At 68.8% G+C, this 12,888-nt stretch carries 10 protein-coding genes; 4 read left to right on the top strand and 6 right to left on the bottom strand.

From position 1 onward, the window contains the following. Positions 1–317 (bottom strand): amidase family protein (locus L810_RS06060; protein ID WP_042973450.1); only part of this gene is annotated, 317 nt, incomplete at its 3' end. Positions 318–323: 6 nt separating this feature from the next. Then, positions 324–1,004, bottom strand: coding sequence for a GntR family transcriptional regulator (locus L810_RS06055; RefSeq protein WP_021157483.1), 681 nt, complete (start codon positions 1,002–1,004; stop codon positions 324–326). 279 nt (positions 1,005–1,283) lie between these two features. Here L810_RS06055 and L810_RS06050 point away from each other — a divergent pair, with 279 nt between their 5' ends. Further along, on the top strand, positions 1,284–2,474 hold the full coding sequence (locus L810_RS06050; protein ID WP_021157482.1) for a gamma-glutamyl-gamma-aminobutyrate hydrolase family protein: 1,191 nt from the start codon (positions 1,284–1,286) through the stop codon (positions 2,472–2,474). Between the two features lie 115 nt (positions 2,475–2,589). Next, positions 2,590–3,282, top strand: a complete 693-nt coding sequence (locus L810_RS06045) for a DUF2968 domain-containing protein (protein WP_021157481.1) — start codon at positions 2,590–2,592, stop codon at positions 3,280–3,282. Positions 3,283–3,360: 78 nt separating this feature from the next. Here L810_RS06045 and L810_RS06040 read toward each other — a convergent pair whose 3' ends face one another. Beyond that, a complete protein-coding gene (locus L810_RS06040; protein ID WP_021157480.1) occupies positions 3,361–4,299 on the bottom strand; it encodes a hypothetical protein in 939 nt (312 codons plus the stop codon). 358 nt (positions 4,300–4,657) lie between these two features. Between L810_RS06040 and L810_RS06030 the strand changes: the two genes are divergently transcribed. Next, a complete protein-coding gene (locus L810_RS06030; RefSeq protein ID WP_042973445.1) occupies positions 4,658–5,953 on the top strand; it encodes an MFS transporter in 1,296 nt (431 codons plus the stop codon). An 89-nt stretch (positions 5,954–6,042) separates the two neighbouring features. Here the strand turns inward: L810_RS06030 and L810_RS06025 are convergent, their stop codons facing one another. Then, positions 6,043–7,881, bottom strand: a complete 1,839-nt coding sequence (locus L810_RS06025) for a tetratricopeptide repeat protein (RefSeq protein WP_021157478.1) — start codon at positions 7,879–7,881, stop codon at positions 6,043–6,045. 130 nt (positions 7,882–8,011) lie between these two features. Between L810_RS06025 and L810_RS06020 the strand changes: the two genes are divergently transcribed. After that, the gene (locus L810_RS06020; RefSeq protein ID WP_021157476.1) at positions 8,012–9,655 is read left to right on the top strand and encodes an FAD-dependent monooxygenase; all 1,644 of its coding nucleotides are present in this window, start codon (positions 8,012–8,014) and stop codon (positions 9,653–9,655) included. A gap of 8 nt (positions 9,656–9,663) precedes the next feature. Here the strand turns inward: L810_RS06020 and L810_RS06015 are convergent, their stop codons facing one another. Then, on the bottom strand, positions 9,664–9,915 hold the full coding sequence (locus L810_RS06015) for a formate dehydrogenase subunit delta (protein WP_021157475.1): 252 nt from the start codon (positions 9,913–9,915) through the stop codon (positions 9,664–9,666). Positions 9,916–9,922: 7 nt separating this feature from the next. Next, positions 9,923–12,874, bottom strand: coding sequence for a formate dehydrogenase subunit alpha (gene fdhF, locus L810_RS06010; protein ID WP_021157474.1), 2,952 nt, complete (start codon positions 12,872–12,874; stop codon positions 9,923–9,925). Between the last annotated feature and the right edge of the window lie 14 nt (positions 12,875–12,888).

The following is a 12,888-nucleotide window of genomic DNA, read 5'->3' as shown; positions in this document are numbered from 1 at the left end:
CGCGCGGCCGGCGCGCCGTCGAGCACGCGCGAACCCGCGCGCGTCACCTGGCCCGCGACGTCGAACAGGTCCTTGACCGACACGGGAATGCCCGCGAGCGGCGACAGCACGGTGCCCGCGGCGCGCAGCCGGTCGTGCGCGTCGGCGGCCGCACGCGCGTTGTCGGCATCGACTTCGGTGAAGACGACCGCACCCTGGCCCGACGGATCGGCGATCCGGTCGAGCGCGGTGTCGACGAGCGCGCGGCTCGTGGTCCGGCCGGCGGCGAGGTCGGCGGCGAGCTGGGCGAGCGGGGGAAAGGGCGTGAAAGTGGTCATGGCGGCTCAGGGGCGAAGATGTTGAAGAAGCGTGGAGCGGAACGAGTCGATATGGTTTTCGACGGCCGCGCGTGCGCCGGCGGCATCGCGCGCGGACAGCCGGTCGAACAGTTCGCGATGTTCGTGCTGGACGTCGGCGAGATGGTGGGGTTCGGACAGCGTGACGAACCAGAAGCGCAGCGACCGTTCGTGCAGCGCGCGCAGGATGTCGGCGAGAACCGCATTGCGCGCGGCCGCGGCGATCGCCTGGTGGAACGCGCGGTCGAGTTCCATCATGCCCTCGACGTCGTACGTGTCGACGCACGCCTGTCCTTCGTCGAGCAGCGCGGCCAGGCGCGCGAGATCGTCGGGCGTCGCATGGCGCGCGGCGAGTTCCGCACAGTGCGCTTCGTTGATGCGCCGCACGTCGATCACCGCGACGATGTCGTCGAGCGACAGCGGCTGCACCATCAATCCCTTGCGCGGCATCACGGACAGCAGTCCTTCGAGCACGAGCCGATGCACGGCCTGGTGCACCGGCGTGCGGCCGATCCCGGTGCGGGCGACGAGGTCGGCTTCGTTGAGTGCGGCGCCGGGCTTCAGGCGCATCGTGATGATGTCGCGCTGGATCAGTGCGTACGCGCGGTCGGCGAGGCTGGCCACCGGTGCGGCGGGGCGGTCGCGGGTGACGTCGGTCAGGGCATTCATGCGGGGTGCGACGCGGCGGCCGGCCGGGGCGCGATCATGGCGCGGGCGATCGGGAAGCGTGGACGATGCCTGGATATTATTGTGATATATCACTGGTGTCCAGTACCGGCGGCGGTGCACCGGCTTGCCGGTACGAGGGACGGGGCGCTTGCCGGCGCAGTTTGCCGCCGACTTGCAACAATATCGACAGGATGTTGCCGGTTTGCCGCGCGATCGTGCGCTGAAGCATAATGAATCCTCGTTTATCCATACGCGTGAGCGACGTACCAGACCATCGTCATGAGCGAAAACACGCCTTCCCCGGCCGGTCTGCCCGGCACCTCCTCCGTTTCTTCCGATTCCCCCCGTACCGATCCGGCGAAAGCGCCCGATGCGCCGGCAGCCCAGGCCGCCGCCGCGCAGAACGTCGCCGCGGACGGCGCGTCGCCGGTCACGGCGGCGTCCGAGCCGGGCGCGCCCGGTGCAACGGGCGCCGCCGTCGATGGCGCTGCTGCCGCGCCGCCGAAGCATGGCGCGCCGCCGCCGGGGTTCGGCGCACAGCCCGACTTCGACACACCGCGCCCGCCGCCGGCGAGCGCGCAGAATGCGCCGCCGGCCTACCTGAAACAGAGCGACACGCCGTGGTCGGTGTTTGGCCGGATCGTGGCCGCGCGCGCGCGCCGGTTGTTCGACCGCGCCGGCCAGCGCATCACGCAGCGCACGCTGCGCATCGGCGTGTCGGCGCGGATCTTCCATCCGGAACCGGGTGCGAAGGGGCTGCGGGGCAAGACGCTGCAGTATCTCGAGGAATCGATCGCGCACTGGGTGATGTCGCGCGACGTGCTCGTGTTCATGATTCCGACCGTCGGACACCAGGGCATGATTCACCCGAGCAACATCCGCCTGCGCGACTACGCGAAGCATCTCGACGGGCTGCTGCTGCAGGGCGGCGCCGACGTATCGCCGCAAACCTACGCCGCGTCCGACGCCCGCCCCGAATGGCCGGGCGATCGCGTGCGCGACATGTACGAACTCGAGCTGCTGCACGAGTTCGTCGAATCCGGCAAACCCGTCCTCGGCGTGTGCCGCGGCTGCCAGCTGATCAACGTCGCGTTCGGCGGCTCGCTGTACCAGGACATCGCCACCGACGTGCCGACCGCGAATGCGCATGTGAGCGAGCATTACGACCAACATCGACACGCGATCCGCTTTCCCGATTCGTCGACGCTCGCGAGCATGTTTCCCGGGCGCAGCGAGGCGATCGTCAACTCGATTCACCATCAGGCGATCCGCGATCTCGGCCGCGATCTGAACATCGAGGCCGTGTCGGCGGGCGACGGGATCATCGAAGGCATCCGTCATCGGCGTTCGCCGTTCGTCGTCGGCGTGCAGTGGCACCCCGAGTTCCATCGCGCCGGCGGCTCGGAGCTGCTCGACTGCACGCCGCTGCTCGATGCATTCCTGCGCGCGGCGCGCGAAACCCGCCTGTAGCCAGCTACTTTTTTCGCGTCGTACGAAGGCCGGCCGCATCCCGATAAATTCGAGATGCGGCCGTTTCGTTTTGAACGATAATCGCGAGTTCCGATTCGTTCGCCGGAGTTCGACGTTGGTTTTCCGAAATTTTTCCCCTGCACGATGCGCAACGTGGATCGTTGCGCTGGCTGCCTGCACGCAAGCGGGCACGGCCTGGTCCGCCGACGCGACCGCGCCGGCCGCCGGTACGCGCCCGGCGGTCACGAGCCTGCGCGGCGACGCGGCGGCGTCCACCGCGGTGGCGACGGATGCATCCGCGCAAGGCAACGTCGCCGAGCTGACGCAGATGCTGCACGATGGCCGGATCGTCGAAATGCGCACGACGTACAACGGCAGCTACGGTGCGAGCCTGATGTTCGATCCGCGCGAGATGACGTACTACGTCGCGCTGTTCCAGGACAAGCACCTGTGGCGGGTGATCCGGTCGCAGGAGAAGAGCCGCGCGGAGATGGTGTACGCGAACTTCGTTCAGCAGACCGTACAACTCGCCGATATCGAGATCCGTCGTACCGAGCTGGAGGCGCAGAAAGCGTTTCTCGAGCGTGTGATCGCGCTGCAGGCAAATCGCGCGCAGCAGTTGCAGGCCGACCTGAGCGTTGCGCGTAGCCAGCAGGCCGAAGTCGCGCAACGGCAGCGTTCGGCGCAGGAGCAGGCACAGGCGCTGCAGGTCGAGAAGCGGGCCGCGCAGATGCAGTTGCGTGATCTGCAGGAGCAGGTGCGGCAACTCGAGAAGCAGACCGAGACGGGGCTGCCGGCACACAAGTAACGATTCGTCAGACGGACGGAGAGAGACGGGCAAAACCCGGCGAAGCTTGCTTCGCCGGGTTTTTTCATGGCGCGGCCGTCAGCGCGCGAACGCGTCCGGCGTATCGGTCAGGCGGCGGTGGGACAGTTGTGCCGTCCAGTCGAAACCGGCGGCGGGCGTGCGCGTTGCGTGGGCGGGTTGGGCAGCGCGCAGCGTGCTTGCCGTCGCGATCAGCGTGAGCGGATCGTCGAGCGTGTCGCGTGGTTCGGCGATTGCGGGCGACGCGGGGGCGAACTGATCATGTGCGCTTGGAGCGGCCGTGCTGCTCCGGACCGGTGGGCGCGAGGCCAGCCGAGACGGGGTCGCGGTCCGGGCCGGCGCCGCCGTCGTCGCGCCGCGTTTGTCGTTCGAACGGAGTGACGATGCCGTGGGCGGCACGTTGGTCGTTGCGTCGGGACGAAGCGATGCCGGACGAAGCGTGACGGGGGGCATGACCTGCGGCGCTTCGGCCGTTGTCGCGACAGGTGCGGCCATCGTGCGCTGCGGCGGCGCGCTCGTCGACGTATCCGGCTGCACCGTCGCAACCCGCACGGTGCCGGACGACGACGTAGCGTGATCCGGCACGCTGCCGGCCGCGTGAATCGCGTATGCGGGCCCGAATCCCGCGGGCGGTTCATATTCGGCGATCAGCCAGCCGATGATGCCGAGCGCGCCGATGCTCCAGCAGATCGCGTACCTCGCACGCCGGTCGTGAGAGCGGCGGATGCGCGTGCCGGCAACGGCAGCCGGCACGACCGGCGTGCCAGCCGAAACCGGCATCGGTATCGCCACGGGCCGTGGCTGCCAGCGGCATGCGCTGTGCGGCCGGTCGACGTCGATGCAGGATGTCGTCAGTGTGGCGAGACAGTGCCTGCCGGGCCGCGCACCGGGGGCGCCGCGAAAGGTCCATTCGCGGCCGAACGACGGAACGATATCGAGCGGCGTGACGCGAGGGCGGGCGAGTGCGCCTTCGACGGGGACGAGGGGCGATGGGGTCATGAGGGCAGTACGCCGTGCGACACGGGCAACCGTGCCGGCCGCGGCGCGGAAATGTCGTCGCTAATCGTGACATTGTGGTCAGGCGGCGAGAGCAGGTCGATCAGATCAATCCGATTTTTGCTTCCGATTCGGGACGATTCGTACGAGAAGCGTGCTGCGACGGCAATGGCGACGGTCGCGGCGGCACAAGGCAAATGTCGGGTTGGCGTGGCATGATGCGCGAACCATGCCGGTGCGCGCGTCGTCGCGCGGCGCGCCGCCGGCGGGCAGCGATGCCCGTGCGCGCCGGCCCGGCGCCGCGTGCGTCGTCGGATCCATGCGGCGCGGATTCGCGCCATCCGAGCTGAGCGAGAAAAACATGTCCACAGCGTCACACGCCATCACGCAGGAATCGAAATTCCGCACCGTGTTCCGGGTCGTCAGCGGCAACTTCCTGGAAATGTACGACTTCATGGTCTACGGCTATTACGCGTCGGCCATCGCGAAAACCTACTTCCCGAGCGGCAACGCATTCGCGTCGCTGATGCTGTCGCTGTCGGTGTTCGGCGCGGGCTTCCTGATGCGGCCGGTCGGCGCGATCGTGCTCGGTGCGTACATCGACCACCACGGCCGGCGCAAGGGGCTGATCCTGACACTCGGGCTGATGGCGCTCGGCACGCTCACGGTGGCCGCGATACCCGGCTACGCGACGATCGGCGTGCTCGCGCCGGTGCTCGTGCTGCTCGGCCGGCTGCTGCAGGGCTTTTCGGCGGGCGTCGAACTCGGCGGCGTGTCGGTCTATCTGTCGGAGATCGCGACGAAGGGCCACAAGGGGTTCTATACGTCGTGGCAGTCGGGCAGCCAGCAGGTGGCCGTGGTGTTCGCCGCGCTCGTCGGCGTGCTGCTCAACCGCGCGCTGCCGGCCGAGGAGATGACCGCGTGGGGGTGGCGCATTCCGTTCCTGATCGGCTGCCTGATCGTGCCGTTCCTGTTCCTGATCCGGCGTTCGCTGAAGGAGACCGACGAGTTCCTCGCGAAGCGTCATCGTCCGACGATGGGCGAGATCATGCGTTCGATGCTCGACAACTGGGGCGTCGTGGTGGCGGGCATGGGGATGGTGATCATGACGACGGTGTCGTTCTACATGATCACCGCCTATACGCCGACGTTCGGCAAGGAAGTGCTGCACCTGTCGTCGCTCGACGCGCTCGTCGTGACCGTCTGCGTGGGGATTTCCAATCTCGTGTGGCTGCCGCTGTCCGGTGCGTTGTCCGACCGTATCGGTCGCCGCCCGGTGCTGATTGCGTTCACCGTGCTGACGCTGCTGTCGGCTTACCCGGCCGTGCTGTGGCTCGTCGGCGATCCGTCGTTCCTGCGGCTGCTCGCGGTCGAGTTGTGGCTGTCATTCCTGTATGCGTCGTATAACGGCGCAATGGTCGTCGCGCTGACCGAAGTGATGCCGGCCGACGTGCGCACGGCCGGTTTCTCGCTGGCATACAGCCTGGCGACGACGATCGGCGGCTTCACGCCCGCGATCTCGACGCTGCTGATTCATCAGACCGGCAACAAGGCCGCGCCGGGGCTGTGGCTGAGCGTTGCCGCGATTTGCGGGCTGATCGCGACACTCGTGCTGTATCGCACGCCCGAGGCTCGCAACCAGTACAAGGCGGCCTGACGGGCAAGCGCATGCCGCGCGGCGCCGGCCGCACGCGTCGCATGGAAAAAGGGAGCCCGGGTGAACGGCGCTCCTTTTTTCGTTCGCGTTCAGGCTTCGCGCAGCATGCCGGCGACTGCTGCCGCCACGTCGAGCCATTGCCCCGGTGCGGGCTGGCGGGCGAGCCTGGCCTGCGGATACCACGGGCAGTCGTCGCCGGTGAACCAGCGCCAGTCGGGCGCGAACGGCAGCATGACCCACAGCGGCTTGCCGAGCGCGCCGGCGAGGTGCGCGACCGCGGTATCGATCGTGACGACGCCGTCGAGCCGCCCGATCAGCGCGGCCGTGTCGGCAAAGTCGTTCAACCGGCCGTCGAGCCGATGCACGCGCGGATGCGCGTCGACGCGCGCGCGTCCGTCCTCGTCGAGTGCGGGTTGCAGCACGATCCAGTCGATATCGGGCAGCGCGAGCAGCGGCGCGAGCGCGTCGAACGGCATCGAGCGGTTTTCCTGCGCCTGCCGGCGCCCCGACCATGCAAGGCCGAACTTGCGCTTCGACTGCCCGCCGAGCGAGCCGCGAAAGCGCCGGCCGGCGCCGTCGGGGGCGTCGAGGTAGCGCGAGCCCGCGACGATGTCCTCCGCCTGAAGCCCGAGCAGGAACGGCAAGCTCATCAGCGTGCAGGCGACATCGGCGGCCGGTGGTTTCGCGGTGCCTTGTGCAACGAGGGTCACGCGCCAGCGCGCTGCCGCCGGCGCCAGCAGCGTAACGAGTTCCGGCTGGACTTCGAGCACGACGCGCGCGCAGCGCGCGCGCGCGAGCGGCACGAAGCGGACGAACTGCAGCGTGTCGCCGAAGCCCTGTTCCGCGCGGATCAGCAGCGTGCGCGACGCAATCGGTTCGCCTTGCCAGCGCGGCAGCGTGCCGAGCGGCGTCGCGCCCGGCGTGTCGTGGCGCGCTTCATAGGCGGGCAGGCCGCGCGTGAAGTCGCCGAGCGTCAGCAGCGTGACCGCGCGGTGCAGCTTTGCCAGCGTGAGATCGGGGGCGACGCGCAGCGCCTGGTCGAACGCGCGCAGCGCCATCTCGTGCGCACCGAGCGCGTGATGTGCGTTGCCGAGGTTCAGCCAGGCCAGGCTGAACGACGGATCGAGACCGACCGCACGCTCGTAGAAGGGCAGTGCGTCGCGGTGGCGCGCCTGCGCGCTCAGTGCGTTCGCGAGCCCGAACAGCGCGAGCGGAAACGGCGGATGCAACGCGAGCGCGGCTTCGAACGCGGCGGCGGCCTCGGCATGCCGGCCGACCGCGTCGAACGTGTTGCCGAGATTGAAGTGCGCGGCGACGAAGCGCGGCTGCGCGGCGATCGCGGCCTGGAAGTGCGCGATCGCGTCGTCGGCGCGGCCCATCGCGTTCAGCGCCATCGCGAGGTTGTTGTGCGCTCCCGCATGCCCCGGCCGCAACTCGAGCGCGCGATGGAACGCGGCGAGCGCGTCGTCGTGGCGGCCCAGAGCGTTCAGCGCGTTGCCGAGATTGTTGTGGATCGATGCATCGTCGGGCGTGAGCCGCAGCGCGCGGCCGAATGCATCGATCGCATCGTCGTGGCGCTGCAGCGCCGCATACGCGTTGCCGAGGTTGTAGTGCGCGAGCGGAAATTCGGGCGCGAGCGTCAGCGCGTTGCGAAAGCGGTCGACCGCTTCGTCGAGCCGGCCGAGCGCCTTCAGCGCGTTGCCGAGATTGAGCTGCAGCGCGGCATCGTCCGGACGCAGCGCGACGGCGCGGCCGACGAGGTCGGCCGCCTCGGCGTGCTGGCCCTGCTGGTGCCGCAGCACGCCGAACAGATGCAGCGCGTCGGCGTTGGCGGGATTGGAGGCGAGCGCGTTGCGATAGCCGTGCTCGGCCTCGGCGAGGCGGCCCGCGCGGTGTGCGGCATACGCCCGGTCGAATGCGGTATCCATGACGCGAAAACTGACGGAAAGGGCGTATTTTCCCACACCGCGCGGCGGTGCCGCGCGTCGGCCGATCGGCATATGGCCCCGTCACGTGGAGCGGCGTAGACTTGCAGGATCGCGTGTCATCGAGGTTCTCATGGCTGACACACTGCCCGATATCCGGCCCGTGCTGATCGTCGGCGCGGGGCCGACCGGCCTTGCCGCGGCGATGAGCCTCGCGCGGGCCCGCGTGCCGGTGCGCATCATCGACCGGCTAGCCGCGCCCGCGCCGCATTCGCGCGCGATCGGCATCCAGGCGCGCACGCTCGAACTGCTGGAGCAGCATCGCGCGGTCGAACCGTTTCTCGCGCTCGGCCATCGTGCGCATGCGGCCGCGCTCCATGCCGACGGCCGCGTGATCGCGCGGCTCGATTTCGATCCGCTGCACACGCGCTATCCGTACCTGCTGTTTCTCGACCAGACGGTCACCGAGCGCCTGCTCGCCGAGCATCTGGCCCGGCTCGGCGTGACGGTCGAGCGCGGCGCGACGTTGACCGCATGCGATGCGGGCGGTGCGTCGCTCGACGTGTCGATCCGTCGCGCCGACGGTCGCGACGAATCGTTCGCGCCGTCGTACCTGATCGCCGCCGACGGCGCGCACAGCACGGTCAGGCATCTGCTCGGCCTGGGCTTCACCGGGCAGGCGTTCGAGCAGACGTTCCTGCTCGCCGATTTCGCGGCGATTCCCGACTGGCCGGACGAAGAGATCCACCTGTTCGCGACGCCCGAGGGCATGGCCGGCCTGTTTCCGATGGGCGGCGGCCGTTACCGGCTCGTGGCCGACCGGCCGCCCGGCAGCGACGCGTCGTCCGATGCGCCGGTCCCGTCGCTCGCGGAATGCGACGCGATCGTGCGTGCCCGTGCCGGTGTGTCGATATCGCCGAGCGATCTCGTGTGGTCGTCCTATTTTCACCTGCACAGCCGGATGGTCGACCGGCTGCGTCACGGCCGCGTGTTCTTCGCGGGCGACGCCGCGCACGTCCACAGTCCGGCCGGCGCGCAGGGCATGAACACCGGCATCCAGGAAGCGTTCAATCTTGGCTGGAAGCTCGCGCGCGTGCTCGGCGCGGGCACACCCGAGCGGCTTCTCGACACGTATCACGCGGAACGTCATCCGATCGAGCGCGACGTGTTGCGGCAGACCGGTTTCGTCACGCAGGTCGTCGAAGCCGAGCGCGGCGCGATGAAGCTGCTGCGCGATCATGTCGTGCCGCTGCTGGCGTCGTTCGGGCCGATGCGCGACGCCGTGCGGCGTACGGTCAGCGAGCTCGGCGTGCAGTACCGGAAGAGCCCGCTCACGCTGGAGCGCGTGCTAGACGGCGGGCCGCGCGCAGGTGAGCGGGCACCCGATGCGTTCGTGCGCGTGGTCGACGGGCCGCTCGGTCAGGCGCCCGGCACGGCGCGGCTATACGACCTGCACGATCCCGCGAGCTTCACGTTGCTGCTGCTGGAAGAGCCGCCGGATGCCGACGCCGGCGCGTTGCCGCCGATACCGGCCGATGCGCAGGTGCTCGCGCAGGGGCTCGAACGGATCATGCCGGACGCGGTGCGCGTCTGGCGCGTCACCGATGCCGAAGGCGGGGATGCCGGGCTTGCGCAGGAATACGGCCGCTCGCGGCCGTCGTTTTACCTGCTCCGGCCCGACGGTTACGTGGCCGCGCGCGGGCGCACGGCGACCGACGCGAATGCGTTGCTGCGCCACTGCGAAAGCTGGTTCGCGGGCATGTCGCGGCCCGCGTAGCGGGGCGGTCAGGCCTTTGCCGCGGCAGGCACGAGGGACGCGCGGTGTACGGCGATCGCGTCGCGCACGATCGGCGCCGCGCGTTGCGCGGCCTCGCTTGACGGATCGTCGAGCGCCGCGAGCAGCGCGCGGCGCATCCGCGGCTCCCAGAAGCGCCGGATATGGTCGGCGATGCCGGCCAGCGCTTCGTCGCGATCCGGCATCGATTCGAAGAATGCGCCGATCTGGTTGGCCATGTCGATCAGGTGTCCGTTGTCCATCGCTTCCTCACTTGCCCGTGGTCACGCCGGCGGTCGCGGCCGCACGGCGCTCGAGCAGATCGAGCTGCTCCGCGTTGAAGCGCGCGTAGGCCTGCTGCCAGTCGGACGGCTGCGCGACGGGCAACACCTGGACGGCCGTCACCTTGTACTCGGGGCAGTTCGTCGCCCAGTCCGAGCTGTCCGTCGTGATCACGTTCGCACCCGATTCGGGGAAGTGGAACGTCGTATAGACGACACCCGGCTGCATGCGTTCGGTCACGAGTGCGCGCAGCACCGTCTGCCCCGCACGCGACTCGATGCCGACCCAGTCGCCGCTGCGGATCCCGCGATCCTGCGCGTCGTGCGGATGGATCTCGAGGCGATCCTCCTCGTGCCAGCGGACGTTCTCGGTACGGCGCGTCTGCGCGCCGACGTTGTATTGCGACAGGATGCGACCTGTCGTCAGGATCAGCGGATAACGTTGCGTGACCTTCTCCGGCGACGCGATGAACTGCGTGATCACGAACTTGCCCTTGCCGCGCACGAATGCGTCGATGTGCATCGTCGGCGTGCCTTCCGGTGCGTGCTCGTTGCACGGCCACTGGATGCTGCCGAGCGCGTCGAGCTTCGCGTACGACACGCCCGAGAACGTCGGCGTGAGTCGCGCGATCTCGTCCATGATTTCCGACGGATGCGCATAGTCCATTTCGTAGCCGAGCGCGCGCGACAGCATCAGGGTGACTTCCCAGTCCGCGTAGCCCGCGAGCGGCGGCATCACCTTGCGCACGCGCGAGATGCGGCGTTCCGCGTTCGTGAACGTGCCGTCCTTCTCGAGGAACGACGAGCCGGGCAGCAGCACGTGCGCGTATTTCGCGGTCTCGTTCAGGAAGATGTCCTGCACGACGATGCATTCCATGGCCGACAGTGCGGCCGCGACGTGCTGCGTATTCGGGTCCGACTGGACGATGTCCTCGCCCTGGCAGTAGAGCCCCTTGAAGCTGCCGTCGAGCGCCGCGTCGAACATGTTCGGGATGCGCAGCCCCGGTTCGGGTTGCAGCGTGGCCGACCACGCCTGTTCGAACTGCGTGCGCACGATCGTGTCGCTGATGTGCCGGTAGCCGGGCAGCTCGTGCGGGAACGAGCCCATGTCGCACGAGCCCTGCACGTTGTTCTGGCCGCGCAGCGGATTGACGCCGACGCCTTCGCGGCCGACGTTGCCGGTCGCCATCGCGAGGTTCGCGATGCCCATCACCGTCGTCGAGCCCTGCGCGTGCTCGGTCACGCCCAGCCCGTAGTAGATCGCGGCATTGCCGCCCGTCGCATAGAGGCGCGCGGCTTCACGGACCTGTTCCGCCGGCACGCCCGTCACGTCGGCGGTCGCCTCGGGCGAATTGTCGGCACGCGATACGAATTCGCGCCACTGCTCGAATGCGCGCGTCTCGCAGCGCTCGGCGACGAACGCGTCGGCGACGAGCCCCTCGGTGACGATCACGTGCGCGAGTGCGTTGACGATCGCGACGTTGGTGCCGGGGCGCAGCTGCAGATGGTGGGTGGCCTTCACGTGCGGGCCGTCGACGACGTCGATGCGGCGCGGGTCGATCACGATCAGCTTCGCACCTTCGCGCACGCGCCGCTTCAGCCGCGAGCCGAACACCGGATGCCCGTCGGTCGGGTTCGCGCCCATCACGACGATCACGTCGGCCTGGCCGACCGACGCGAACGTCTGCGTGCCGGCCGATTCGCCGAGCGTCGTCTTGAGGCCGTAGCCCGTCGGCGAGTGGCACACGCGTGCGCAGGTGTCGACGTTATTGTTGCCGAATGCGGCGCGCACCAGTTTCTGCACGAGGTAGGTTTCCTCGTTCGTGCAGCGCGACGACGTGATGCCGCCGATCGAGTCGCGGCCGTACTTCTGCTGCAGCTTGCGGAATTGCGTCGCCGCGTAGGTGAGGGCTTCGTCCCAGCTCACTTCGCGCCACGGGTCGGTGATCTTCTCGCGGATCATCGGCTTCGTGATGCGGTCCTTGTGCGTCGCGTAGCCCCACGCGAAGCGTCCCTTCACGCACGCATGGCCTTCGTTCGCGAGGCCGTTCTTGTGCGGCGTCATGCGCACGACCTGCGTGCCCTTCATTTCGGCCTTGAACGAGCAGCCGACGCCGCAGTACGCACAGGTCGTGACGACGGAGTGTTCCGCCTGCCCGAGTTGCACGACCGATTTTTCCTGCAGCGTGGCGGTCGGGCAGGCGGCGACGCATGCGCCGCACGATACGCATTCCGACGCCATGAACGATTCGCTTTCGCCCGCGGCGACGCGCGATTCGAAGCCGCGTGCGGCGATCGTCAGCGCGAACGTGCCCTGCGTTTCCTCGCATGCGCGCACGCAGCGGTTGCAGACGATGCACTTCGACGGGTCGTACGTGAAGTACGGGTTCGATTCGTCCTTCGCGTCCTTCAGGTGATTCGCGCCGTCGAAGCCGTAGCGCACTTCGCGCAGCCCGACCACGCCCGCCATGTCCTGCAGCTCGCAGTCGCCGTTGGCCGGGCAGGTGAGGCAATCGAGGGGGTGGTCGGAGATGTACAGCTCCATCACGTTGCGACGCAGCGACTGCAGCCGGTCCGACTGCGTGCGCACCTTCATGCCCGTTTCGGCAGGCGTCGTGCACGAGGCGGGATAACCGCGCCGGCCTTCGATCTCGACGAGGCACAGCCGGCACGAGCCGAACGGTTCGAGCGAATCGGTCGCGCAGAGCTTCGGGACGTTGACGCCGGCTTCGATCGCCGCGCGCATCACCGACGTGCCGGCCGGCACGGTGACCGGCTGGCCGTCGATTTCGAGCGTGACGTCGGTATCGGCATGCCGTTGCGGCGTGCCGTAGTCGGTATCGTCGAACGGGTCGCGGGCACGCGCTTGCGCGGCGCTCTTGCACGCGCATTGGCCCGAGCCGCAGCCGCCTTGGCGGACGTTGTTCGTGTCGAGGGACATGCAGGGCTCCTTCT

Origin of the sequence: Burkholderia sp. AU4i, from assembly GCF_000466765.1 — a bacterium.
GTDB lineage: Bacteria > Pseudomonadota > Gammaproteobacteria > Burkholderiales > Burkholderiaceae > Burkholderia > Burkholderia cepacia.
Note: the sequence above shows the minus strand (reverse complement) of the source record. Positions and strands in the feature narration are given on the sequence as shown.

Bases quoted from the DNA above. Each gene is read 5' to 3' on its own strand.
- L810_RS06015 (WP_021157475.1), bottom strand. From the start codon at position 9,915: ATGGACAACGGACACCTGATCGACATGGCCAACCAGATCGGCGCATTC.
- L810_RS06055 (WP_021157483.1), bottom strand. From the start codon at position 1,004: ATGAATGCCCTGACCGACGTCACCCGCGACCGCCCCGCCGCACCGGTG.
- L810_RS06050 (WP_021157482.1), top strand. From the start codon at position 1,284: ATGAGCGAAAACACGCCTTCCCCGGCCGGTCTGCCCGGCACCTCCTCC.
- L810_RS06025 (WP_021157478.1), bottom strand. From the start codon at position 7,881: ATGGATACCGCATTCGACCGGGCGTATGCCGCACACCGCGCGGGCCGC.
- fdhF (WP_021157474.1), bottom strand. From the start codon at position 12,874: ATGTCCCTCGACACGAACAACGTCCGCCAAGGCGGCTGCGGCTCGGGC.
- L810_RS06020 (WP_021157476.1), top strand. From the start codon at position 8,012: ATGGCTGACACACTGCCCGATATCCGGCCCGTGCTGATCGTCGGCGCG.
- L810_RS06040 (WP_021157480.1), bottom strand. From the start codon at position 4,299: ATGACCCCATCGCCCCTCGTCCCCGTCGAAGGCGCACTCGCCCGCCCT.
- L810_RS06030 (WP_042973445.1), top strand. From the start codon at position 4,658: ATGTCCACAGCGTCACACGCCATCACGCAGGAATCGAAATTCCGCACC.